At 73.3% G+C, this 22,701-nt stretch carries 25 protein-coding genes and 2 pseudogenes; 11 read left to right on the top strand and 16 right to left on the bottom strand.

The window, feature by feature from the left end; translation table 11 throughout:
• Positions 1–114: 114 nt before the first annotated feature.
• Both ACFZDI_RS09610 and ACFZDI_RS09605 read right to left on the bottom strand, forming a co-directional pair.
• Positions 115–1,395 carry a CdaR family transcriptional regulator gene (locus tag ACFZDI_RS09610; protein WP_234847822.1) on the bottom strand — a complete coding sequence of 427 codons (1,281 nt, stop codon included), beginning with the start codon at positions 1,393–1,395 and terminating at the stop codon, positions 115–117.
• A 188-nt stretch (positions 1,396–1,583) separates the two neighbouring features.
• The gene (locus tag ACFZDI_RS09605) at positions 1,584–1,706 is read right to left on the bottom strand and encodes a LuxR C-terminal-related transcriptional regulator (RefSeq protein ID WP_372486642.1); all 123 of its coding nucleotides are present in this window, start codon (positions 1,704–1,706) and stop codon (positions 1,584–1,586) included.
• 280 nt (positions 1,707–1,986) lie between these two features.
• Between ACFZDI_RS09605 and ACFZDI_RS09600 the strand changes: the two are divergent.
• Positions 1,987–2,115 (top strand): annotated as a pseudogene (locus ACFZDI_RS09600) (phosphatase); the annotation flags it as partial.
• 156 nt (positions 2,116–2,271) lie between these two features.
• Here the strand turns inward: ACFZDI_RS09600 and ACFZDI_RS09595 are convergent.
• Together ACFZDI_RS09595 and ACFZDI_RS09590 are read right to left on the bottom strand one after the other, a co-directional pair.
• Positions 2,272–2,823, bottom strand: coding sequence for a snapalysin family zinc-dependent metalloprotease (locus ACFZDI_RS09595; RefSeq protein ID WP_234847821.1), 552 nt, complete (start codon positions 2,821–2,823; stop codon positions 2,272–2,274).
• A gap of 79 nt (positions 2,824–2,902) precedes the next feature.
• Positions 2,903–3,553, bottom strand: coding sequence for a LysE family transporter (locus tag ACFZDI_RS09590; RefSeq protein WP_391249003.1), 651 nt, complete (start codon positions 3,551–3,553; stop codon positions 2,903–2,905).
• A gap of 226 nt (positions 3,554–3,779) precedes the next feature.
• Between ACFZDI_RS09590 and ACFZDI_RS09585 the strand changes: the two genes are divergently transcribed.
• Positions 3,780–5,174 (top strand): hypothetical protein, encoded by a 1,395-nt coding sequence (locus tag ACFZDI_RS09585; RefSeq protein WP_234847819.1) that lies wholly within the window; start codon positions 3,780–3,782, stop codon positions 5,172–5,174.
• Between the two features lie 15 nt (positions 5,175–5,189).
• Here the strand turns inward: ACFZDI_RS09585 and ACFZDI_RS09580 are convergent, their stop codons facing one another.
• From ACFZDI_RS09580 to ACFZDI_RS09570, 3 genes are read right to left on the bottom strand one after another with little or no spacing between them, the layout of a single operon-like run.
• Positions 5,190–5,993: a rod shape-determining protein gene (locus ACFZDI_RS09580; RefSeq protein WP_391249001.1), complete on the bottom strand. Its 804-nt coding sequence runs from the start codon at positions 5,991–5,993 to the stop codon at positions 5,190–5,192.
• Positions 5,990–6,364, bottom strand: a complete 375-nt coding sequence (locus ACFZDI_RS09575; RefSeq protein WP_234847817.1) for a TraR/DksA C4-type zinc finger protein — start codon at positions 6,362–6,364, stop codon at positions 5,990–5,992. Before ACFZDI_RS09575 ends, ACFZDI_RS09580 begins: the two co-directional genes overlap by 4 nt.
• A 43-nt stretch (positions 6,365–6,407) precedes the next feature.
• A complete protein-coding gene (locus tag ACFZDI_RS09570; RefSeq protein WP_234847816.1) occupies positions 6,408–6,719 on the bottom strand; it encodes a TraR/DksA C4-type zinc finger protein in 312 nt (103 codons plus the stop codon).
• Between the two features lie 366 nt (positions 6,720–7,085).
• Between ACFZDI_RS09570 and ACFZDI_RS09565 the strand changes: the two genes are divergently transcribed.
• The 4 genes from ACFZDI_RS09565 (at position 7,086) to secD (ending at position 11,547) form a co-directional block, all read left to right on the top strand.
• On the top strand, positions 7,086–8,039 hold the full coding sequence (locus ACFZDI_RS09565; RefSeq protein WP_391248998.1) for a histidine kinase: 954 nt from the start codon (positions 7,086–7,088) through the stop codon (positions 8,037–8,039).
• A gap of 2 nt (positions 8,040–8,041) precedes the next feature.
• Positions 8,042–8,725 (top strand): response regulator, encoded by a 684-nt coding sequence (locus ACFZDI_RS09560; RefSeq protein WP_391248996.1) that lies wholly within the window; start codon positions 8,042–8,044, stop codon positions 8,723–8,725.
• 43 nt (positions 8,726–8,768) lie between these two features.
• The gene (locus ACFZDI_RS09555) at positions 8,769–9,197 is read left to right on the top strand and encodes a hypothetical protein (RefSeq protein ID WP_391248994.1); all 429 of its coding nucleotides are present in this window, start codon (positions 8,769–8,771) and stop codon (positions 9,195–9,197) included.
• A 100-nt stretch (positions 9,198–9,297) separates the two neighbouring features.
• On the top strand, positions 9,298–11,547 hold the full coding sequence (gene secD, locus ACFZDI_RS09550; protein WP_391249523.1) for a protein translocase subunit SecD: 2,250 nt from the start codon (positions 9,298–9,300) through the stop codon (positions 11,545–11,547).
• On the opposite strand, the gene ACFZDI_RS09545 is transcribed toward secD, so the two are convergent.
• From ACFZDI_RS09545 to ACFZDI_RS09515, 7 genes are all read right to left on the bottom strand, one after another.
• Positions 11,537–11,857 (bottom strand): hypothetical protein, encoded by a 321-nt coding sequence (locus tag ACFZDI_RS09545; protein WP_391248991.1) that lies wholly within the window; start codon positions 11,855–11,857, stop codon positions 11,537–11,539. The genes secD and ACFZDI_RS09545 overlap by 11 nt on opposite strands.
• A 224-nt stretch (positions 11,858–12,081) precedes the next feature.
• Complete coding sequence (locus tag ACFZDI_RS09540) at positions 12,082–13,089, bottom strand: trypsin-like serine peptidase (protein ID WP_391248989.1); 1,008 nt, start codon at positions 13,087–13,089, stop codon at positions 12,082–12,084.
• Between the two features lie 231 nt (positions 13,090–13,320).
• Positions 13,321–13,806 carry an SRPBCC family protein gene (locus ACFZDI_RS09535; protein WP_234847810.1) on the bottom strand — a complete coding sequence of 162 codons (486 nt, stop codon included), beginning with the start codon at positions 13,804–13,806 and terminating at the stop codon, positions 13,321–13,323.
• Between the two features lie 132 nt (positions 13,807–13,938).
• A complete protein-coding gene (locus ACFZDI_RS09530; protein WP_391248987.1) occupies positions 13,939–14,568 on the bottom strand; it encodes a flavin reductase in 630 nt (209 codons plus the stop codon).
• A 110-nt stretch (positions 14,569–14,678) separates the two neighbouring features.
• Positions 14,679–14,966, bottom strand: coding sequence for a zinc-ribbon domain-containing protein (locus ACFZDI_RS09525; RefSeq protein WP_391248985.1), 288 nt, complete (start codon positions 14,964–14,966; stop codon positions 14,679–14,681).
• Between the two features lie 297 nt (positions 14,967–15,263).
• A complete protein-coding gene (pgm, locus tag ACFZDI_RS09520) occupies positions 15,264–16,904 on the bottom strand; it encodes a phosphoglucomutase (alpha-D-glucose-1,6-bisphosphate-dependent) (RefSeq protein WP_234847807.1) in 1,641 nt (546 codons plus the stop codon).
• A gap of 284 nt (positions 16,905–17,188) precedes the next feature.
• Entirely contained in the window at positions 17,189–17,650 is a 462-nt protein-coding gene (locus tag ACFZDI_RS09515; RefSeq protein WP_391248982.1) for a hypothetical protein, read from the bottom strand.
• 139 nt (positions 17,651–17,789) lie between these two features.
• Between ACFZDI_RS09515 and ACFZDI_RS09510 the strand changes: the two genes are divergently transcribed.
• Both ACFZDI_RS09510 and ACFZDI_RS09505 read left to right on the top strand, forming a co-directional pair.
• Positions 17,790–17,936, top strand: coding sequence for a hypothetical protein (locus tag ACFZDI_RS09510; RefSeq protein ID WP_234847805.1), 147 nt, complete (start codon positions 17,790–17,792; stop codon positions 17,934–17,936).
• A 149-nt stretch (positions 17,937–18,085) separates the two neighbouring features.
• The gene (locus ACFZDI_RS09505) at positions 18,086–18,505 is read left to right on the top strand and encodes a hypothetical protein (RefSeq protein WP_391248980.1); all 420 of its coding nucleotides are present in this window, start codon (positions 18,086–18,088) and stop codon (positions 18,503–18,505) included.
• 7 nt (positions 18,506–18,512) lie between these two features.
• Here the strand turns inward: ACFZDI_RS09505 and ACFZDI_RS09500 are convergent.
• A pseudogene (locus ACFZDI_RS09500) lies at positions 18,513–18,976 on the bottom strand (DUF1731 domain-containing protein); the annotation flags it as partial.
• Positions 18,977–19,033: 57 nt separating this feature from the next.
• Here ACFZDI_RS09500 and ACFZDI_RS09495 point away from each other — a divergent pair.
• Positions 19,034–19,360: an antibiotic biosynthesis monooxygenase gene (locus tag ACFZDI_RS09495; protein ID WP_361111586.1), complete on the top strand. Its 327-nt coding sequence runs from the start codon at positions 19,034–19,036 to the stop codon at positions 19,358–19,360.
• Positions 19,361–19,435: 75 nt separating this feature from the next.
• Here the strand turns inward: ACFZDI_RS09495 and ACFZDI_RS09490 are convergent, their stop codons facing one another.
• Positions 19,436–20,788 carry a diacylglycerol kinase family protein gene (locus tag ACFZDI_RS09490; RefSeq protein WP_391248978.1) on the bottom strand — a complete coding sequence of 451 codons (1,353 nt, stop codon included), beginning with the start codon at positions 20,786–20,788 and terminating at the stop codon, positions 19,436–19,438.
• 311 nt (positions 20,789–21,099) lie between these two features.
• On the opposite strand from ACFZDI_RS09490, the gene ACFZDI_RS09485 reads away from it, so the two are divergent.
• Together ACFZDI_RS09485 and ACFZDI_RS09480 are read left to right on the top strand one after the other, a co-directional pair.
• Positions 21,100–21,606 carry an SRPBCC family protein gene (locus ACFZDI_RS09485; protein ID WP_391248975.1) on the top strand — a complete coding sequence of 169 codons (507 nt, stop codon included), beginning with the start codon at positions 21,100–21,102 and terminating at the stop codon, positions 21,604–21,606.
• On the top strand, positions 21,606–22,673 hold the full coding sequence (locus ACFZDI_RS09480) for an LLM class flavin-dependent oxidoreductase (protein ID WP_391248973.1): 1,068 nt from the start codon (positions 21,606–21,608) through the stop codon (positions 22,671–22,673). The genes ACFZDI_RS09485 and ACFZDI_RS09480 overlap by 1 nt, the downstream gene beginning before the upstream one ends.
• The last annotated feature ends 28 nt before the right edge of the window (positions 22,674–22,701 follow it).

Raw genomic sequence — 22,701 nt, 5'->3', positions numbered from 1 at the left:
GGCGGCGCGCGGGCGCACGCCGGCCGGCGGGTGGCAGCGCCGTGCAGGGGCGGGCAGACGCTCACAGGACGCGTCGAGGGGCCGTCCCGTGGCTTTCCGTCCGCGGAGCGCGTCTCAGCCGTGCAGCAGTCGGCGTGCTGTCAGGGCGAGGGCGATCTCGACCACGTCGTGCGGGCGGGCCAGTGAGCGGCCGGTGAGCTGCTCGCAGCGGCGCAGCCGGTTCAGGACGGTGTTGCGGTGACAGTACAGCCGCTCGCCGGCCCGCTGGGCGGAACCCTCGCAGGCGAACCAGGCGGCCAAGGTGTCCAGCAAGACGTCCCGGTCGGCCGGTTCGAGCCGAAGCAGGGGGCCGAGGGTCCGCTCGGTGAGAGCCGCGCCCAGTTCCGGGCAGGAGGCGACCAGCGCCTCGGGCAGATGATCGGTGAGCCGGACCGTGCCGCCCTCGGCCGGGCACAGGCCCAGGGCGAGATCGGCCAGGCGCCGGGCGTCGCCGACCGCGGCGAGTCCCGTCACGGCGCTGCCGACGCCGACGCGCTGTCCGGGCGGGCCGTCGCAGGCGAGGTCAGGTGCCGCGGCGGGGTCCTCGCCGCCCTCCCCGGCGACCAGGACGATGCCGTAGTCCACCTCGGCTCCCGGGTGCCAGTGGACGGTCCGGCCGGGCGGCAGTGGGACGGCCCGGGTGTCCGCGACGTGCTGGGGCCGGCCGCCGGCGACCGCGACGACGACGTACCGGCCGTGTTCCGGCAGGCCCAGGCTCTCGGCGGTGTCGGGCAGGTCCGCGATCCGGCTCGTGCCGTCCAGGAGGGCGGCGGCCAGCAGGCGCACCCGGTTCTCGCGCCGCCAGGCGAGCTGCCGTTCCGCCTGCCGGTAGGCGTCCGCGACGAGGGTGCAGTGCTCGTCGACGAAGTTCCACACGTCGGTGGCCACGTGCACGAGGAGCCGGATGTCCTCGGGTGCCGAACGGGTGGTCTCCTCCACCAGCCGCTGCCACACCAGGGAGCCGCCCAGCCGGAACGCGTGCAGCAGGGCGTCCAGCGGCAGTCCCTGCTCGGCCCGGGTGACGCCGATGCGCCAGGTGCAGCGGTGGGCGGCCTCCCGCGAGCCGCGCGGGTCGAGCAGCGAGGTCACGCTGTGCCGCAGCGAGCGGTACACCTCCTGCCAGGTGGCGGTGTGGTCGTTCTCCAGACACGTCCGGTACGCCGGTTCCTGTTCGCGCAGGACCGCGAGCAGCCGGTCGGTCAGGTCCGGCAGGTCGTCGAGCAGGACGCGGGCCGCCCGGTGCAGGACGCGCAGCGCGTCGGCGTCGATCAGTGACCGGATCCGTCGTGCGCGCGGCTGCGGGACCGGCGTCGGCCCGGTGCGGAACGTCGTATGTGTGCGTGCGGCAGGGTGCATGGCGGTCCTCCCCCGACTGCGGCCTTCCGGCCGCGCCCGGCGCCGTCCGGGCGCAGCGGCGTCCGGCGGGTGCGCTGCCCGTCCGGCCGTCGCCACCCGCGTGGTGCTGCTCAGAATGACATACCGTCCGGTCGGTCCCCAGAGTCGTGCGGCGTCTTCTTCTCCGAGCGGCCCCGCCGGTGCCGGGTTCAGCGGAGCTCTCTGTCGACCATGCGGGCGAGCTCGATGCGGGAGCGCACGCCGAGCACGGCGAACACATTGCGCAGGTGACAGTCGGCCGTGCGGGTACTGACGGTCAGCCGCTGGGCCACCTCCCTGTGGGGGCGCCCTCGGCCACGTGCCGTGCGACGCGCAGTTGCTGCGGGGCCGGCCGGGCCAGCGCAGGGCGCGGCAGCGCGCGAGCCGGGCGGACGCGTGCGGACCGGCACCGAAGGTCCCCCACCGGGCGACGTCGGCGATCAAGGCCCGTGCGCCCTCCGCCTCCCCGGCGAGGACCGTTGCCTCAGCGGCGAAACCTTCTGCACGGACGGTCGGACCGCGTGGGTGCGGCGTACCGGGGCGGACGCACCCCGGTACGCCGCACCCACGCCCGCCGCCGGCTGTGTCGTCACGGGGATCGACGGTGCCCCGGTCGGTGCGGCCGGTCGTGGGCTCGTGGCCGCCGCCGACGAGGAGACACACGGACTGCTGATGTCGATGACGGTCAGCATGAGCCGGTGAGGTGACCGGCGGCGGTGGGCCCGCACTCCGGAACCCGCCCGGCTCCCCCGCCGTACCACGGCGTGGCGGAGGAGCCGTCGCGGCTGTCGCCACCACCGGTCGACGGCGAGGGGGCGGGCGAGGCGCAGGGCTTCCTCACGCGCGGTGTCGCACGCGTCAGTCCACGATCACCCCGGCACGCGCCGCCGGTACCGGTCCGGCGAGTGCGCCGCCGAAGTTCCCCTCGACCTCTGACTTCTCCGCGGCGTTCGGGTACGGGTTCGTGCACGAGGTGCCCGCGGTGGAGCCTGACATGAGGCTCGAGCAGGGCCCGGGCTTGCGGTCCGGCAGGCCCAGGATGTGCCCGAGTTCGTGCGCGGAGATACGGATCGTGTCGTACCCCTGGTCGACGGCCTGGCGCCCGATGTACACGGTGCCGTTGCCCAGGGTGCCGGGCAGCGCGCGGGGCCAGCCGTTGTCCGCGAGGACCCGGATGTTGGCTCGTTGTCCTGCCGTGACGGGCCGTAGTTCGACGGCGTCGACGCTCTCGTTCCAGATCGCCGCGCCACGGTTGACGGCGCTCTGGAACTCCGCCGAGCCACTGGCGTCATAGGTCAGGACACGCGCGGCGACAGGGGCTTCGGCCGCGGCCGAAGCCTGGCCACCCGTCAGGGACAGGGACACCAGGCAGGCGGCGGCGAGGCCGCCGGTCAGCATACGGACGTGCATGATCGACCTCCTTGTGGGGGAAGGGCAGTCGTGCTCATGACATTCCTGGACCTTGCCCAGCCGTGTTCCCGCTGAATCCTCAGGCGACGGCCGCGACCGAGACGCCAATGGCGATGAACAGCCAGCCGGTGGTCAGCTCCCAGCGGTGGCGGACCTTCGGTCTGGCCAGCAGGGCTCGCAGACGCGCGGCGACCACGACGAGGGCGAACCAATAGGCGACGCCGATGACGACGTCCAGCATGCCGAGGAAGAAGATCTGCTGGGCCATCGATCCGTCGCCGTCGACGAACTGCGGCAGGACGCTGAGGAAGAACAGGGCGGCCTTGGGGTTGAGCACGTTGGTGAGCAGCCCCTCAGTGAAACCACTCCGCAACCGCCCCCGGGCGGGCCCCTCCGCCTCCGGCGCCCCGGACGGGGCCCCGTTCGTGTCACGCCGCTCGCGGGCGGCCCGCCGGGCGGCGAGCACGGCCCGGACACCGAGATACACCAGGTAGGCCGCCCCCATGAGTTTGATCCCGTCGTACACCAGGGGTGAGCGGGTGGCGATCACCGAGAGGCCGGCCGCGGCGGCCAGCATGTGGGCGCACAGCCCGGTCTGGGCACCCAGTGCGGCCGCTCTCCCCTTCGCGGGATCCTCGGCCGCCGATCTGAGCACCACGAGAAAGTCCGGGCCCGGCACGACGTACGCCACCAGTACGACGCCGAGGAAACCGAGCAAGTCGACCGTCATCCGCCCTCCACTCCATCGACCCCCAAGGCTCCTTCGGCCGGGCCCCGTTGGCGCCTGCGCGCACCGGCGCCGGGTACCCCCGTGCGGGACATCCGGACACCGTGACCGCCGGATTCCCATGCTGACGGGAAGACAGGTGACCGCGTGATCAAGGGCGTTGACCCGGTACGCACGTCCCGAGCACAATCTGCGGGCCCGCGTCGACCGCGGGCGAACAGGGGGAGACATGTGCGACGAGTGTCCTGACCGCGAGACGATCGGTGCCATCGCCCGGAACCCGGCGGCGCCGGTCGACGTACTGACCAGACTGCTGGCGCGGGAGGCCGTCGCGGCCTGGGACGTGCTGGCCTGGCGGGCTGTGCCGGACGAGGTGGTCGACGCGGTCGTCGTGCACCCCGATCGCAGGTTGAGATCGGCGTTCGCCGAGAACCCCTCGGCGACACCGGAACAACGGGCCCGGCTCGTCGACGACCCCGACCCTCGGGTGCGGGCGGTCCTCGCCCACGGCCCCGACGGGTTCCGCATCCCCGTGGAGCCGCTTCCTGTCGCCACGCAGAAGCGGCTGCTCGCCGACGAGGACGCGCGGGTCCGCCGCTGCGCGGCCGACTCCCGGCACACGGCGCCGGAACTGGTGGCCCTTCTCACCGACCACGACGACGCGGACCTCCGGCGGGCGGCGTCCCGGGTGTGGGACCTGCTCCCCCGGGACGCCCGGGACCGCCTGCTCCACGACCCCGTGGACGACGTGCGCCGGGCAGCCATGCGGCAGGCCTGCCGGGACGACGCGCGCTGCACCGACCTCCTGCTCGACGCGGACCTCGGCCCCTTCCAACGGCACGAGGTGATCCGCCACGGGGTCATGAGCAGGGCGACCGCCGAACGGCTCGCGGCGAGCAGCTCGGAATCGGACCGGCGCGAACTCGCGGCCAACCCTCACCTGCCCGCCGACCTCGTCCGCAGGCTGGCCGACGACGACGCGCACAGCGTCCGGCTGGCCGTGTCGGTCAGGCCCGAGCTGACCGAGGCCGAGCGGGGCGCCGTCGACATCACCATCGACCCGTCCGACCGGTTGTACCCCGTCGAGTGGGTGCGCCTGTGCACGGATCCCGACGTGCTGCGCGAGTGCGCCCGGTCGGCCAACATCCTGCTGCGCCGCAGTGCCGCCTGCGGTGCGCACCTGCCCGCCGACGCCGTCGAACTGCTCTCCCGGGACGACGACTACGCCGTGCGGCTCCTCCTGTGCGAGAACCAGACCGGTGTGGACGGTGAGGTCGTGCTGCAGACCTACCTGGACTGCCAGGTCATCACCAGGGGCGCGCTGCTCGGCCACGCCGACTTCCCGCGCGCGGGTGCCGGCCGGCGGTTCGCCGACGACCCGGACCCGGAGAAGAGGCGGCTGGTGGGACTCGACCCGCACACTCCCGCCGACGTGGTGGTCCGGCTGCTCGCGGATCCGGACGAACGGGTGCGGGGCATGGCCGCCGCCCACCCCGCCCTGCCGGTCGACCTCATCGTGGAGAGCTGCGGGAACCCGGCGCTCTCCTCCCGGGCACTGGGCAACCCCGGCCTGCCGGCGGAGGTCATGCACCGGTGCCTGGACACCCTCGGCGTCCCCCGCTGACGCCGACGACGGGGCCTACCGCGGGTGGGTGACGGCCGAGGGGTGGGAGTGGGCGGCTTGCAGGAACCTGGCGGCGCCCCGGACGGCCGCGGTGTGCGGGGCCGGGACGATGTGCAGCGGTGCCTTCAGACGGTCGGTGAGGGGGTAGGTGATCTCCGGCCGCAGGGCACCGCCGCCGGCCAGGAGGATGCCGCGCCGCAGCGCTCCCGTGGTGAGCGAGGTGCGGTCGTGGCGGCGGATCGCCGTCAGCATGGCCACCACCGCTTCGACGATCTGCTCCGGCGTGGCCGTCTCACCGAGGTCGCCGGTCCCCAGTGCCGTCCGGTGCGCGTCGGTGACGGCACCGTCGCACAGCAGCACCACCTCGGTGAGGTGGGCACCGACGTCCACCACCAGCAGCGGCCGGGACATGTCCGCGTCGGCTGCCAGGGCGATGCTCCGGGCACCGGGGACGGGCAGGACGCTGCGGGGCCTCAGCACCTCGACCGCGGCGCGGGCCCGGGTGCGGTAGGCGACACCGCCCAGCACGGGCGTGGTGACGATGACCACGGGACGGGTGAACCGGGGCAGCCGGTTGCCGAGGAGGCGTTGCAGCATCCGGGCACACCCCGGGGTGTCGACGATGGTGCCGCGCTGGACGGGGTGGAGCCCACCGGTGCCGGGGAAGGTGACGGTGGGTACGTCGACGACCGTGCCCTTGCCGGCGAGCCAGACGCGGGTGCGGGCGCTTCCGATGTCGAGGGCGATGCCGCAGCAGCGCCGGCACCCGGGCCACAGCCGGTGACGGCCGTCGCCGGGCAGGTCGTGGACGCCGGTCATGGCCGTGCCTGCTTGACCTGCTGGCAGCGCGCGCAGTAGCGGGCCTGCGGCACGATCCTGAGCCGTTCGTGTTCGACCGGGCGCCGGCACAGGTGGCAGCTGCCGTAGGACCCCTCGTCCATGCGGGTGAGGGCCGATTCGACGTCGTTGAGGACCATGCGGGCGGAGGCGGCGAGCTTGACGCGGACCTCGATCTGCGCGGCGGCCCGCTGCCGGAGCAGGTCCTCGGCCCGGGAGGTGACCGGTCCGGCGAGCAGGCGCAGTTGCTCGCGGCGGAACAGCCGCTGCTCGTGGAGGTTCTCGCGCAGCGCGGCGAGGTCCTCGGCGGACAGGTGCGTCGTACTCGGGTCGATGGTCTGGTGATTCACCACGTCACCCCTTTGCGGCAGGGCGGAGGAGGTCGGTACGGGCGGGTCAGGCCGTGCGGCGCTGGCAGGCGACGCAGTGGCGGGTGTAGGGGAGGATCTCGAGCCGTTCCGCGGGAACGGGCTTGGCGCAGGCCACGCAGATCCCGTAGCTGCCGTCGTCGACCCGGGCGAAGGCTTCCTCGATCTCCTTGAGGGCCCGTTCCATGGCGGCTCTCTGCGCGGCCAGCAGGTGATCGTCAGGGCTGTGCCCGGTCTCGTCGAGGGCGCGCAGCTGTGCCAGCCGGGAGGCGCGGGCGTGTTCCAGGCGCCGACGGGCCTCGTGGAGGTGGGGCTCGGCCCGGGTGACGTCGAGCGACATGGTCGGTTCCTCTCTCGGCGACGGATGCTGGGTGTCCGCAGGTCCGGTCATGCGCGGCGGGCGGCCCGGCGGCGTCGCCGGGCCGTCGGCTGTCGGGTGGTCGTGTGCTCTCCACCCTGGCCCGGGCCGCGGCGGATTCCCATCGGGCGCGCGACCCATTTGCCCCGGGGTGAAGGACCCATGGGGCCGCGCTCTGGGTGGTGCGTGCCCGGGGAAATGGGGGTCAGGTCCCATGGACGGCGGCCGCGTTCGGGCGGCAGCCTGGTCACAGGCTTGCTCGAGCGCCCGGGCCGCGAACGCGGAGGGCTCCGCGATGCCCGACAGTGGAGGTGAGACCGAAGTCGTAGAAGGGGAGGCGCAGGGACGGTGTCCTTGTTCTGGCGGATTTTCGCCCTCAACGCCGTGGTGCTGGGCACGGCCACGGCTCTTCTGCTGTGGGCTCCGGTGACCGTCTCCGTGCCGGTGCTGCTGACCGAGGCGGTCATCCTGGTCGGCGGTCTGGCCGTCATGCTCGTCGCGAACGCCGCCCTGCTGCGGCTCGGCCTGGCCCCGCTGGACCGGCTCACGAAGCTGATGACCACCGTGGACCTGCTGCGGCCCGGCCAGCGTCTGCCCGCTTCCGGCGGCGGCGGTGTCGCGGAGCTGATCCGGACGTTCAACGCCATGCTGGAGCGGCTGGAGCAGGAGAGGGTCGCCAGCAGCGCCCGCGCCCTGCTGGCACAGGAGGGGGAACGCCGCCGCATCGCGCAGGAGTTGCACGACGAGGTCGGCCAGAGCATGACCGCGATCCTGCTGGGGCTCAAGCGCTCGGCGGACGACGCCCCGGAGCCGCTGCGCAAGGAGTTGCAGGAGCTGCAGGAGATCACCCGGGAGAGCCTGGACGAGGTGCGGCGGCTGGTGCGCCGGCTGCGGCCGGGCGTGCTGGACGACCTGGGTCTGGTGAGCGCGCTGACCTCGCTCAGCGAGGACTTCGCCACCCATACCCGGCTGCTGGTGACCCGTCGCTTCGACACCGACCTGCCCCCGCTGGAGCCGGAGACGGAACTGGTCCTCTACCGCGTCGCCCAGGAGTCGCTGACCAACGTCGCCCGCCACGCGGACGCGGGCCGGGTCACCGTCGCCCTCCGCGGGACGGGAGACCGTGTGGTGCTGACCGTGACCGACGACGGCAGCGGCATCGAGGCCCCGAGCGAAGGCGCCGGCATCCGCGGGATGCGCGAGCGTGCCCTGCTCGTCGGGGGCAGCCTCGAGATCACCCCCGCGCCCCGGGCCGGCACCCGGGTGGAGCTCACCGCGCCCGTTGTGAGGAAGCAGCCCTGACCATGCCCGACACGACCACGCCCGCGTCGGCCCGACCGGGCACGATCCGCATCCTGCTCGCCGACGACCACGCACTCGTCCGGCGCGGTGTGCGGCTCATCCTCGACCAGCAGCCCGACCTGGAGGTGGTCGCCGAGGCCGGTGACGGGGCGGAGGCCATCGAGCTGGCCCGCACCCGCGAGGTCGACCTGGCGGTCCTCGACATCGCCATGCCGCGCCTGACCGGTCTGCAGGCGGCGCGCGAACTGGCCGGCCTCAAGCCCGGCCTGCGGATCCTGATGCTCACCATGCACGACAACGAGCAGTACTTCTTCCAGGCGCTGAAGGCCGGCGCGAGCGGCTATGTGCTGAAGTCCGTCGCCGACCGGGACCTGGTCGCCGCCTGCCGGGCCGCGATGCGCGACGAGCCGTTCCTGTACCCCGGCGCGGTCACCGCCCTGATCCGCAACTACCTCGACCGGGCCCGCCACGGCGACGAGACACCGGATCAGATCCTCACCCCCCGCGAGGAGGAGGTCCTCAAGCTGGTCGCCGAGGGCCACTCGTCGAAGGAGATCGCCGACCTGCTGTTCATCAGCATCAAGACCGTCCAGCGCCACCGCGCCAACCTGCTGCAGAAACTCGGCCTGCGCGACCGTCTCGACCTCACCCGCTACGCCATCCGCGCCGGGCTGATCGAGCCCTGACCCGCCGGCCGCCCGGCTCGCACATCACGAGGAGAGGGGGACGGTGCACCCGATCACGCGCACGGCGCCCGTCCCCGGCGCCGCCCGGCACCGCTCCCCCGTCACCGCGCTGCCGGCGGTCGTCGTCGTGGCGGTGCTGGCCGCCCTCGGCTTCGTCATCACGCCGGCCGGCCCTTCGGGCGCGGGCGTCTCCGGTCCACCTGTGGCGGCGGACCGGCTCCACCCAGACGCCACGCGCGCCGACGACGGATGCATCGTCGCCTGTGCCGTCCGGGCGGCCACCCGCGCCGAGCAGCCGCACGGCGGGCCCCCGGCCCCCTGCGGCCACTCCGGCATGTGCGGGCGGACCAGGGACACCGCCCTTCTCCGGCTCACCGGCCCGTCCGCGCGACCGGCCGGGCCCGCGCCCGCGGCACAGCCCCCCGTGGACCAGGACCGCGGCCGGGCGCCCCCGGTGTCCTCCGGCACCTGACGCACGTTCCCCTTTCACCCCGCCCCGCCTCGCGGCCCGCCCACGCCGGCCGCCGTCGAGGTGTGCCTGCCGGAGGCCCCCGTTGAACCGTTCCCTGCGGATGAGAGCGCTGCTCGCCCTCGCCGTGCTCGCCCTGTCCCTGTACGTCGCCGTCACCGTGCCCGTCCGGCTCGGTCTGGACCTGCGCGGCGGCACGCAGATCGTCCTCGAGACCCGTTCCACCCCCACGGCCGACGCGGACCGCGCCGCCACCGACCGCACCCTGGAGGTGCTGCGCGGCCGCATCGACGCGCTCGGCGTCGCCGAACCCACGCTGGTGCGTTCCGGCGACGACCGGATCATCGTCGAACTGCCCGGTGTGCAGGACCCGAAGAAAGCCGCCGACGTCCTGGGCCGTACCGCCCAGCTCACCTTCCACCCCGTGCTCGGCACCGCGGACCGAGCCGACCGCACCTCCCGGCCCGGGCCCGAGCCGGCCCGGGAGCGCATCCTGCCCGACGAGTCCGGCACCCCGCTGCGCCTCGGCCCCGCCTCCCTGACCGGCGAGGACGTCAAGGAGGCCGACGCCCTGTTCGATCAGCAGGGCGGCGCCGGATGGCACGTCACCGTCGGCTTCGAAGGCTCCGGCCGGACCGGCTGGGCCGGTCTGACCGGCGAGGCCGCCTGCCGGGCGCCGGGCGATCCGGCACGGCGGGTCGCCATCGTCCTCGACGACAAGGTCATCTCCTCCCCGCAGGTCGACCCGTCCCTCGCCTGCGGCACCGGCATCCGCGACGGCGCGACGAGGATCACGGGCTCCTTCGGCCCCGAGGAGGCACGCGAACTCTCCCTGCTCATCAACGGCGGGGCCCTGCCGGTGCCCGTCGAGACCGTCGAGCAGCGCACGGTCGGCCCGACACTCGGCGCGCAGGCCATCACAGCAAGTGCCTGGGCGGCGGCCATCGGCACCGTGCTGACCTCGCTGTTCATCATCGCCGTCTACCGGCTGATGGGGGGTCTGGCCGCCCTCGCACTGGCCTGCTACGGCCTGATCTCCTACGCCGCCCTGGCCGCCCTCGGCGCCACGCTGACGCTGCCGGGCCTCGCCGGATTCGTCCTGGCCATCGGCATGGCCGTGGACGCCAACGTGCTGGTCTTCGAGCGGGCGCGGGAGGAGTACGGCGCCCGCCGCCGGCCCAGCATCCGCTCGGCGCTCGCGGCCGGATTCCGCAACGCCTTCAGCGCGATCGCCGACTCCAACGTCACCACGCTGATCGCGGCCGCACTGCTGTTCTTCCTCGCCTCCGGGCCGGTGCGCGGCTTCGGCGTCACCCTCGGTATCGGTGTGCTCGCCTCCATGTTCAGCGCCCTGGTGGTCAGCCGGGTGCTGGCCGAGTTCGCCGCGGGCCGACCGGGCGTACGCCGCCGCCCCGGGCTCACCGGCATCGCCGGCATCGGCGCGGTCCGTGAACGTCTCACCCGCCGCAACCCCTTCCTGATGCGCCGCCCGCGCCGCTGGCTCGTCGTGTCCGCGGCCGTGCTCGTGCTGGCCGGTTCGGGCATCGCGGTGCGCGGCGTCGCACTCGGTGTGGAGTTCACCGGGGGCCGCCTCATCGAATACCGCACCAGCGGCCCCGTCGACCCCGGCCGGGTCCGTTCCGCCCTCGCCGACGCCGGATTCCCGCAGGCGGTCGTGCAGTCCTCGGGGGACACGGGTCTGACGGTGCGGACCGAGCCGCTGACCGACGCGGAAGAGGCGGAAGTCACCGGCGCCCTGCGCGACCTCGACGGCCGGGCGGACAAGGTCCGTGACGAACTGATCGGCCCCAGCCTCGGCGAGGAGCTGCGCCGGGGCGCGCTGATCGCGCTCGCCGTGGCCGTGGGGGCACAGTTCCTCTACCTCGCCGCTCGCTTCCGCTGGATGCTTGGCTCCGCCGCGGTCGTCGCGCTCGTCCACGACGTGGTGATCCTGCTCGGGGTGTTCGCCTGGCTCGGCAAGCCCGTCGACGGAGTGTTCCTGGCGGCCCTGCTCACCGTCATCGGCTACTCCGTCAACGACTCCGTGGTCCTCTTCGACCGGGTCAGGGAGCTGGCCGGGCGCAGCCCCGGGGCGCCGTTCCCCGGCGTCGTGAACCAGGCGATCCTGCAGACCCTGCCCCGCACGGTGAACACCGGCATGGGCGCGGCGTTCATGCTCACCGCCCTCGCGGTGCTGGGCGGTTCCTCGCTCACGGACTTCGCACTGGCGCTGCTCGTCGGGCTCGCCGTCGGGACGTACTCCTCGGTGTTCACCGCCGCTCCCCTGGCGATCGGCCTGCACCGCCGTTCCCCGCGGGCCAGGCCGTCGCGCCGGCGGCCGGTCACGCCGTGAGGCGGTCCAGTGCGGCCGGCACCGGGGCCACGCCCTCCTCGTCGGCCAGGGCGCGGGCCAACTGCCGGGCGCGGCCGCGGTGATGGGGGTCGCCGGTGGCGCGGCGCAGGGCGGTGGCCAGTGAGCCGCCGGTGAGCTGCCGCAGCGGGACAGCGCACGGTGCCGTCCCCTCGGTGACCACGTAGGCGGGAGTGGGGCCGATGCGTATCCGGACCACGGGGCCGTCGTCGCGCAGGGAGCTGATGAAGGGCAGGGAGGTGCGGGCGAGTTGGAAGACGTGGCCGATGAGGGGGAGCCCGGTGGGCGACATCGCGGGAGCGTTTGATGGCCGGTTTCACTCCTCGTGGGGCGTCGACGAACGCTCGGTGCATGCCCCGCACCTCCCCGCAGGATTCCGGCCACTCGTGCTCCGTGTGTCGCATCCGCCCGGCTCCGGCCCGGCGGCGCGCGGCCGGCCGACGCTTCACGCAACGACCGAAGCCGTCTCCCGCGCCGTGCGGTGGCGCGGGAGACGGCTCCCGGTGGGACGGCGGATCAGGACGACTGGGCGCTCTGGTACAGGTTCTGGGCGTCCGCGCCGAAGTACGGGCCGTACATCGAGTTCGGGAAGAAGTTGTACTTGAAACTGTTCACCGAGGACTGCAGGCCGGTGCCGGTGGCCTCGCTGAACTGGGTGAACCACGGGCCCCCGCTGGAGCCGCCGGTCATGTTGCAGGTCAGGCCGTGGTCGTTGGAGAACAGGAAGTCGCGGGTGGTGGTGCCGCTGCAGTAGATGAACTTCTCGCCGTCGTACGGTGCCGCGGCCGGGAAGCCGAAGGAGTACATCGCCTTGTTGTAGCCGGTGTTGAAGGCCAGGCCCTGGCCGCCGACGACGTCCGTGAGCTTCTTGCCGTCCAGCGGGGCGACGACCGCCGCACCGATGTCGTAGTTGATGTCCTCACTGGCCGTCCACTGCGGGGTGGACAGGGTTTTGGACGCGGTCCACGTGCCGTACGGGCGCTGCCCGTCGTGGTAGCCCGGTACGAACACCCAGTTGGTGTGCCAGGCGCCCTCCAGCTTCACGCAGTGCCCGGCGGTGATCACGGTGCTCTTGTTGGCGCTGGTGACGGCGTTGCCGGAGCAGGACGCGGTGCGGCCCTGGTAGCTGAAGAACACCCGTCCCGCGGTCTTGGTCACCGCTCCCCCGGCGGACCAGGGCCCGCCGCCGTGCGGGAAGGCCGTGGGTCCCATGGCGGAGGCGGGTGCGCTGGGGGCGACGACCGTCGCCTTGCCCTTGCGGACCCCGGGTGCCCGTACGTCGGAGCGGTCGACGGTCAGCAGGTCGAGCGGGGTGGCCTCGCGCATGCGCTGCGGGGTCCAGAAGGCCAGGGCGCGTTGCTGCGCCGAGGAGGTCGCCACGCCGGGGTCCGGGGCGGCGTCCGCCGGTGCCGCGGTGACGCCGGTCGCCAGGAGCGCGGCGACGCCGGCGAGCGCGCCGAGGACGGAACGGCGGACGCGGGGGCTGCCGCCGGAGGGGTACGGGCTGCGGGGTCGGCCTATCACGCGGTCTCCTTCTGCTGTGGGGGCCGGGCGGCGGGAAGCCTGTCGCCCGGTCAGGCAGGGGTGTCACTGCGGACGGTCAGGGGGCAGCGTGCCACCGGGAGGCCGATATGGACAGGTGCATGTCATTACGTTGGCCGAAACTCCCCGCTTTCCCGCTCCGAGGCGGACATGCGGGCACAGAAGAACCCGGCCTCAGCGGGGAGGCCGGGTTCAGGCAGTGCGCGGGTGGTGTCAGAGGATGGGGCCGGCGCCGCCGGGTCCGCCCGGCTCGACGCGGCCGCGCCAGGCGCCCGATTCGACTCCGCGCTCCTCGATGTACTGCTTGAAGCGCTTCATGTCGCCCTTCACGCGGCGGTCGATGGTGCCCATCATGTCGGCGGCCTTCTCCACGGCCCCGCTGGGCTCGACTTCCATCACGAGCTCCACCCTGGTGTGGGTGTCGTCCAGGCGCTCGAAGCGGACTGAGCCCCTCTGATGGGTGTCCCCGCTGGTCGTGCGCCAGGTGACCCGCTCATCGGCCAGCTGGTCGACGATCTCGGTGTCGAACTCGCGCCGTACCCCGCCGATCTTGGTGGTCCAGTGGTTGTGGCGGTCGTCCAGCTGCCTGACCTCCTCGACGCCCTCCATGAAGTTCGGGAACTCCTCGAACTGCGTCCACTGGTTGTAGGCGGTGTGGACGGGGACGTCGACTTCCACGGTTTCCTTGATGGTGCTCATCTGACCTGCCTCCGTATTCACTGATCGACTGCAGGAGGCCCATCTGCCCACACAGGTCCGGGCCCGTGCGGGGCGAGTACCCGGGATCCTCCGGTTGCCACATCCCAAGCGATCAGCGACCGGCGCAGCGGTTCACCGCGCGGGTGCGGTGGCCCGCGCCGTTTCCGATCGGAAGCCGTGGCCGAGACCGGGGGCCAGGCCGTGGTAGTGCCGGAAGTTGTAGACCAGCGGGCTCCACAGGTCCGGGTCGATGTGCCGGGTGCCGGGCACGACGACCCGTTCGGCGGCGTGGACGCGCAGCACCTCGCACTCCACGCTGACGAAGAGGCCCGCTCCGCCCGGTGTCAACGCGCGGGCTCGGGCCTCCAACTGCAGGGCGCACTCGGCGACACGCGGGGGCCGCACCAGGCCGGCGGCGGCCGGGGTGAGCCCGGCCGCGGCGAACTTGTCCGGCTCGTGCCGGTAGACGGACCGTTTGGTCTCCGGCACGGGGCGGGCTCCGGTGAGCGGTGCGAGGCGTTCCACGTGCTCCCAGAGCTCGGGCGAGGCGACGTTGACCACGAGTTCGGGGCGTTCCGCGAGATTGCGCGCGGTCTGACTCTCAGTGCCCAGGCCGAGGACGAGGTGCTGCCCCAGGGCCCATACGGAGGAGACGGGGGCGAGGTTGAAGGTGCCGTCGGGGTTCTCGGTGGTCAGCAGGACCACGGGCGTGCCGAAGTAGAGGATGCTCGGCTGGATCACCAGGTGGGTGTCGGTCGTCATGGCTCAGGACGCTACGGGCGGGACGCTTCGACGCCCGCCGAAGTGTCGGCGGCGGCGAGGAGCCGCCGGCCGGCGTCGAGGCGTGTGCCGGAGCGGTCCGGCCACCGGGATCAGAACCGGTCGTGCTGCTGCGGCTGCCCGTACGCCTGACCGCTGGGGCCGCCCGCGCTCTGGGCCTGCAGCTGCTCCGCCTGCTCCTTGGTCACCCTCTGCTCCGCGCCGCAGAAGGTGCACTGCGTCAGGTACTTCGTGGAGATCGGGAACAGCGGGACGAAGAACAGGGTGAACTTCGTGAGGCGCTTCCTGAGCGTGTGCGCGGCGGGGTTTCCGCACTGGCCGCACACGAGCGTCAGTATCGCGAGCTGGTACAGGTAACCCTTGGTGCCGAAGATGATCACGTGTCGGTCCTTCCCGGTGGGATCTTCACCCAGTGTCCTGTATCGCGGGCAGACCGGGGGCGTGGGCCCCTCGTTCGTGTGGAGAGCCCGGCGCGGGCTGGTCCGGTCGGGTGACGGCGGGACGGATGCGAGCGGTCCCGAGGGCACGTCGAAGGCCATCGAGCAGTCGCTCCTCATGTCCGACGAGGACGCGAGGCCTCGGCGGTGCACGTCGTGCTGCCCGCCCGCGGCCTGCGCGGCTGAGACGCCGACGGCCCGGGCCCCATGCGGTGGTCCCAGGCCGCGGTGTGCTCGCGGTCAGCCGGACAGGGCCGTCAGCACCACGGACTTGGCCTCCTCCTGGACCCGCCCGAGGTGGTCCGGACCGAGGAACGACTCGGCGTAGATCTTGTAGACGTCCTCGGTGCCCGAGGGGCGGGCCGCGAACCAGGCGTTGTCCGTGGTCACCTTGATGCCGCCGATGGCGGCGCCGTTGCCGGGGGCCTCGGTGAGCACCGCCGTGACCGCGTCCCCGGCCAGGGTGTCGGCGCTGACCTGGGCCGGGGAGAGCTTGGCCAGCAGGGCCTTCTCCTCGCGGGAGGCGGGCGCGTCGATGCGCGCGTACGCCGGTTCCCCGAAGCGCGCGGTCAGCGCGGCGTAGTGCTCGGAGGGGGTCTTCCCGGTGACGGCGGTGATTTCGGAGGCCAGCAGGGCCAGCAGGATGCCGTCCTTGTCGGTGGTCCACACGGAGCCGTCCCGGCGCAGGAAGGAGGCGCCCGCGGACTCCTCCCCGCCGAAGCCGATCGTGCCACCGGCCAGCCCGTCCACGAACCACTTGAAGCCGACGGGCACCTCGACCAGCTCGCGGCCCAGATCGGCCGCGACCCGGTCGATCATGGCGGAGGAGACCAGGGTCTTGCCGATGCCGGTGGTGGCCGGCCAGCGGTCGCGGTGGGCGTACAGGTAGGAGATCGCCACGGCCAGGTAGTGGTTAGGGTTCATCAGACCCGCGTCCGGGGTGACGATGCCGTGCCGGTCGGCGTCGGCGTCGTTGCCGGTGGAGATCTGGAAGCGGTCGCGCTGCCCGATGAGCGAGGCCATCGCGTACGGCGACGAGCAGTCCATGCGGATCTTGCCGTCCCAGTCCAGCGTCATGAACCGCCAGGTGGGATCGGTGTGCGGGTTGACCACGGTCAGGTCGAGGCCGTGCTGCTCGGCGATACGGCCCCAGTAGGCGACCGACGCGCCGCCGAGCGGATCGGCGCCGATCCGGATCCCGGCCGAGCGGATCGCGTCCAGGTCGAGGACGTCCGGCAGATCGGCGACGTACGTGCCGAGGAAGTCGTAGCGGCCGGTGGTGGGGGCGGCGAGGGCACGGGCGTAGGAGACGCGCCGTACGTCCTTCAGGCCGCCGCGGATGATCTCGTTCGCCCGGTCCTGGATCCAGGAGGTCGCGTCGGAGGCGGCGGGGCCGCCGCTGGGCGGGTTGTACTTGAACCCTCCGTCGGCGGGCGGGTTGTGCGAGGGCGTGACGACGACGCCGTCCGCGAGACCGGTGGTGCGCCCGCGGTTGTGGGTGAGGATGGCGTGCGAGACGGCCGGGGTCGGCGTGTAGCCGTCGGCGTCGTCGATCAGGACGGTCACCTCGTTGGCGGCGAACACCTCCAGGGCGGTCACGCGCGCCGGCTCCGACAGGGCGTGGGTGTCGGCGCCCAGGAAGAGGGGGCCGTCGATGCCCTGGCCTGCGCGGTACTCGCAGATGGCCTGGCTGGTCGCGGCGATGTGGTCGTCGTTGAACGCGCTCGCCAGGGACGAGCCCCGGTGTCCGGAGGTCCCGAACGTGACACGCTGCCCCGGGTCGTCCGGGTCGGGGCGGCGCGCGTAGTACGCGGTGACCAGCCGAGCGACATCGACGAGATCCTCGGGTCCGGCCGGACTTCCCGCTCGCTCGTGCTGCATGGGCCCGCTCCTCCGCATGGTTGATCCTTCGTGTGCGGTCCCATCCTTTCTCGTGACGGCGGGGCCGCGCGAGGGGCACGCCCCGGTCAGGGGCGGATGTGCGCCAGACCACGTGCGCCGCTCCGGGCTGGGGGTGCGCTCCCCCTTCGGCACGTCCGCGGAGATCTCACCACCGCGGTGTGCCGGCACGCGCACGAGGGGGCGGCGCCACGGACCACCGGGGTACCCGGTGGCGCGTCGCGCCGCCTGCTCCCTCGGACCGGCACGTCCTCGCGCCGCCCGTGCTAGATCCGGCCGCCGGTGAGCCGGGTCAGGGGGCCGTGCGCGCCGCGTTCCGCGCGGCGTCCGACGGCGTAGGACGCGGCGCTCAGCGCGGTGAGGCCCGCTCCGACGCCCGCGGCCACGAGCTTGCGATGGGCGATGACCGTCCAGGCCGTCTTCGCCGTGGTGGCGACGTGGCCGGAGGCGGTGACGACCGCCTGGCGGCCCGCCTCGACGCCCTTGGCCGCCGTCTGCGCCGCCGACTTGGCCGTCTCGGCGGAGCGTCCGGCGGCGGACTTGGCCGTCTCGGCAGAGCGCTCGGCGCCCGACTTGGCGGCTGACGCCGCCTCACCGGCCTTGCCCGCGGCGCCCTTGGCCGCCTGGGACGCCGGCGCGGTGGCCTTGTCCGCCGTGCCGCGGGCCTTGGACTCGGCGGTCCGCACGGTCGACGCCTTCTGATTCGTCCGCTTGTTCTCTTCAGTCATGGACACCGACTTGCCTCTGACTCCGGCGGCAAACACATTCGCCTCACGCACCCGCCGGGGCGAGGCGTGCCTGAGCCCGTCATCGCAGGGTACGCGCATGGCAGGCACGTGCACATCACGACAGGAAGGAAGGTGCGTCATGGCCGGAATGCTGAACCGCATCAAGGAGTTCGCCCGCAGTCCGCAGGGGCGGCGGGCCGCCGAACAGGCACGCCGGGCCGCGGCCGACCCCCGCAAGCGGGCCCAGGCCCAGCGCCTGCTCGGCAAGCTCAGGGGCCGCCACTGACCGGGTCCGCTCGTGCCGCCCGGCACCAACTCCTGGGACACACAGGTGTGTTCACGTGCGGTTCGGGCACTTGGGCCGCACCACACACACCGGAGAGGAGCTGGTTCGATGGGCAGGGCGGGGAACGGCAGGGCGCCGGGGACCGGTCCATGAGCGATCCGGCGCAGTCCGCGGCCTATGCCAGGGCGATCACCGACAAGGACGTGACCGAGAAGGGGAAGGCCACGGTCAACGGGGTGCGGACCACCCACTACCGCGTCTCCGTGGACGTGGACGACCTGCCGAACGGCGACACCCTGCGCAAGCAGGTCGGTCCGGCCCTGCCGATGGACGTCTGGCTGGACGACGAAGGCCGGATGCGCCGTCAGCAGATCGACATGACCGTCAAGGCCCCGGAGACGACGCAGCGCTCCTCCCCCGATGCCTCGCCCACGCCCGAGAAGGTCACGGTGCACACGGTCATGGACTTCACCGACTTCGGCACCGAGGTGGAGGCGGACGAACCGCCGGCCGGGCAGGTCACCGACATGACCGGCAAGGCCCTAGAGCAGGGCGACCGGCAGAACTGACCCGCGGTCACCGCGCCGGGCGTTGGCGCAGGCGCCGCACGAGGTCGTCCGCGGCCTGCGGCCGGTCGGGGCGCTCGAAGACGAAGCCCTCGCCGAGCAGGCGGCCGGGGACGACCCGTCGGCTCTTCAGCAGCTCGGTGTCCGAACGCAGGACGAAGGCGCCGATCTCCGCCCTCCAGCGCGTCGCGGGCAGACCGACCGGGACGCCCCACGCCGTGCGCAGGTCGCGCATGAAGGCGCGCCGCGGCCGGGCCCGGGGGCGGCGAGATTGACCGGGTCGGTGATGTCGTCCCGGGCGACGAGGAACTCGATCGCCCGGGCGACGTCGCGGTCGTGGATCCAGGACACGTACTGGGCGCCGCCGCCGACCGGGCCGCCGAGACCGAGCCGGGCCGGCCGCAGCAGGACGTCGAAGACCCCTTCCCGGTCCGGGCTCGTCACCATGGCGGCGCGCAGGGCGATCTGTTGTGAACGCGCTCAGAACCATGCTGACGTCGGCGCAACCGGGCCATCGGGCAAGATGGGCCCATGAGCGTAGTCAAGATCAATGTGCTGACCGTGCCCGCCGAGCAGCGGGAGACGCTGGAGAAGCGCTTCGCCTCCCGGGCGCACGCCGTGGAGAACTCCGACGGGTTCGAGTGGTTCGAGCTGCTCCGCCCGGTGGAAGGAACCGACACCTACCTCGTCTACACCCGGTGGCGCGACGAGGAGTCCTTCCAGGCGTGGATGGAGGGGCCGATGAAGAGCGCACACCAGGGCGGCGGCGAGGGCGGCGAACGGCCGAAGCCGGCGGCGAGCGGCTCGACTCTGTGGTCCTTCGAGGTCGTGCAGCAGGCCGGACCGAAGGACGCCTGACCGGCAGCCCGCACGCAGGAGGTCCCCCACGCGACACAGCGTGGGGGACCTCCTGCGTGCGGGCCCGGCCGGCGCTCAGGTGCGCCGGGAACGCGCGGGTACGGCGGTGCGGCCGACCGCCGCCGCCAGTTTCCGCAGCCGCCGCCAGTCGAGGCGAGGTGGTGCCTCAGGGACCCCCGGACGGTCGCGCGGCACCCGGACCCGCAGGGCGCGGCGTGCGATGCGGCAGCGGACCGGGGCGGGCATGACGAGCGCCTCGCCGTCGAGGCCGACCTCCAGCTCCGGCGCGTCGGCATCGACGACGACGCGCTGGGCGGTGAGCACCGTGAGGCCCTCCGGGCGCGGGGACAGCAGGAGTTCGGCCGCCTCCACGGCACTGTCCACCCGGACGGCGAGCACCCCGAGCCGCCCCGAGTTGAGCCGCTCGCGACGGCCGAAGCCGAAGGGGTCGTCCATGCGGTAGGCGTTGTTGCTGACCAGGATCGCCTGCGGGTCGACGACGGTGGTGCCGTCGGCGGTGGCCGTCAGACGCGGGCCGCTCTGCCGGGTGAGCAGGTCGGGCAGCAGGTCCAGGGCGGCGCCGACCTTGCCCTCGCGGTACCCGGGGCTCTGCACGACGGCCCCGTACACACCGAACGAGGCGTTGTTGACGAAGGGCCGGTCGTCGGCGAACCCGAGGTCGACGCGGAGTTCGACGCCGTCGGTGAGGGCGTCGAGGCAGGCGGCGGGGTCGTCGCGGTCCAGGCCCAGGTCCATGGCGAAGTGGTTGCGCGTACCGGCGGCGATGACGAGGAACGGCAGTCCGTGTTCCGCGGCGACGGCGGCGACCAAGGCCTGGGTGCCGTCGCCGCCCGCGACGCCCAGGAGGTCGGCTCCGTCGGCCACGGCGGCTTTGGCCAGGGCGGTGACGTCCTGGTGCTGGTCGGGGTCGAGCAGCACGACCTGGGCGCCCAGGGACTCGGCCTTCTCCCGGAGGTTGAACTTCTCCACCTTGCCGCCGCCGGAGCGCGGGTTGAGCAGCAGGAAGGGGCGCAGGGGCGGCGGTGTGCGGTACTCCTTCACGCGTACGGTCCGCAGGCCCGTGCTGCGCAGGGCGTAGCGGCCGCTCCAGACCGCCCCGCACCACAGGAGCAGCGACAGGAAGACCACCCAGAGCAGATTGGCGGTGGCGAAGAGGGTGATGAGGCCGACGGGCGCGAGGACGGCCAGCGCGGCCGACGCGATCCGGATGACTCCGCGGCGCGACAGCACCCACCAGAGTGCCGCGGCGGTCACGGCCAGGCCCGCGAGGCCCGCCACGAGCAGGAGCAGACCCCGCAGGCCGCCGGAGACGAGCGGCAGCAGGGCCGCCAGCGCTGCCGCCGCCAGGGCGCCCCGGGCGGCCCACCTCTGCCGGCGGTGAAACCGCTCGTCCATCGCCGATCCCATCTCGTCCCTCCGCTCGAAGGCCGGCGCGGACCGACTCCGAGACCGCGTCCCGCCGCGACCATGGTGCCCGTCGGCACGTCGGCTCCGCCACCGCCGTCCCGGACGACTCCGCCGCCGTGGGGCACGCAGGACGTGAAGATCCCCGGGGCTGAGCCATCGGTAGCGTACGCGGCCCCGAAGGCGCGGTCCCGCACACCGGCCCGGATCGGCCGGCCCCCTCATCCCCCTTCCGCATTTTCGACCTTGACCTGTTCAGTCTTATTACGCAACTCTGTTTCGGCAATCACTGTCGACGAGGAGGCCGGCACACGATGGAGTGGACGGGCGCGCGGTACGCGGACCAACCGACGGTCGAGGTGACGACGTGGGTCGCCGCTCCGCCGGGGAGGGTGTGGGCACTGGTGTCGGATGTGACGCGGATGCCCGAGATGAGTGAGGAGCTGCAGTCCGCGCGGTGGGCCGGGGACGCGTCCGGGCCGGCCGTCGGGGCCCGGTTCGTCGGCCGGAGCAGGCACGAGCGGTTCGGCGAGTGGGAGACGGTCTCGACGGTGGTGGCCTGCGAGGCGGAGCGGGTGTTCGCCTGGGCGGTCGGGGATCCGGCGGAGCCCAGCGCCGTGTGGCGGTTCGAGCTGGAACCCAGGGACGGCGGCACCGAGCTGTCGCAGTGGATGCGGATGGGGCCGGGGCGATCGGGCCTGTCGTTCGCGATCGACGCCATGCCGGAGAAGGAGCAGAAGATCGTGTTCGTCCGGCTGCGGGAGTTCGAGCGCGGCATGACCGTGACGCTGGAGCAGATCAAGCAGCGGGTGGAGGCGTGATGCGGGCGGCGACGACCGTCGAGGCGGCGGCCCTGGGTTCCTGGTCCCGGCAGGCCGACTTCGTGGTGGAGGCGGAGAAGCTGGGGCTCGACGTCTGCTGGGTGGCCGAGGCCTGGGGTTCCGACGCCCCCTCCGCGCTGGGCTTCTACGCGGCCCGCACGGAGCGCATGCTGCTCGGCTCCGGGGTCATGCAGGTCGGCACGCGCACGCCGGTCGCCCTGGCACAGACGGCGATCACCCTGTCGAACCTGTCCGGCGGGCGGTTCCTGCTCGGGCTGGGTCCGTCCGGCCCGCAGGTGATGGAGGGCCTGCACGGGGTGCCGTTCGCCCGTCCCCTGGCGCGGGTGCGCGAGACGGTGGAGATTCTGCGTCAGGTGGTCGCGGGCGGCAAAGTCGCCTACTCCGGTTCGGAGTTCGGCATTCCGCTGCCCGGCGGGGAGGCGGTCCCGATGCGCCTGTCCATGCGTGCCGAGCACTCCGTCCCCGTCTATCTGGCGGCGCTGTCGCCCGCCATGCTGCGGCTGACCGGCCAGGTCGCGGACGGCTGGCTCGGCACCAGCTTCGTCCCCGAGGGCGCCGGCGAGGCGTACTTCGCTCCCCTGGACGAGGGGCTGGCCGCCGCAGGCCGTGACCGCGCCGGCATCGACGTCTGCCAGGGCGCCGAGGTCGCGTTCGCCCGGGACGAGGAGGCGCTGGCCGCCATGGTCGCGGACCGGAAGAAGGAACTCGCCTTCAGTCTGGGCGGCATGGGGTCCGCGTCGACCAACTTCTACAACCGGGCCTACAGCCGGCAGGGGTGGGCCGAGGTGGCGGCGGAGGTCCGCCGGCGCTGGCAGGCGGGTGACCGCGAGGGCGCGACCGGGCTCGTCACCGACGAGATGGTGCTGGCCACGACGCTCATCGGCACGGAGGAGATGGTGCGGCGGCGCCTGCGCGTCTGGTGCGACGCCGGAGTGGACACGGTCCGTCTGTACCCGGCCGGGGACACCCTCGACGACCGGCTCGACACGCTGGGCCGGGCGATCGAGCTGGTCCACGAGACCCGGGCCGACGCGACGGGCGGGTGAGCTCCCCGGGCTGATCGTCGGCCGGCAC

It is taken from the genome of Streptomyces sp. NPDC007907 (assembly GCF_042959365.1).
Classification (GTDB): Bacteria; Actinomycetota; Actinomycetes; order Streptomycetales; family Streptomycetaceae; genus Streptomyces; species Streptomyces indiaensis.
The sequence above is the reverse complement of the archived record's forward strand: the minus strand, read 5'-3'. Positions and strand labels throughout refer to the sequence as shown.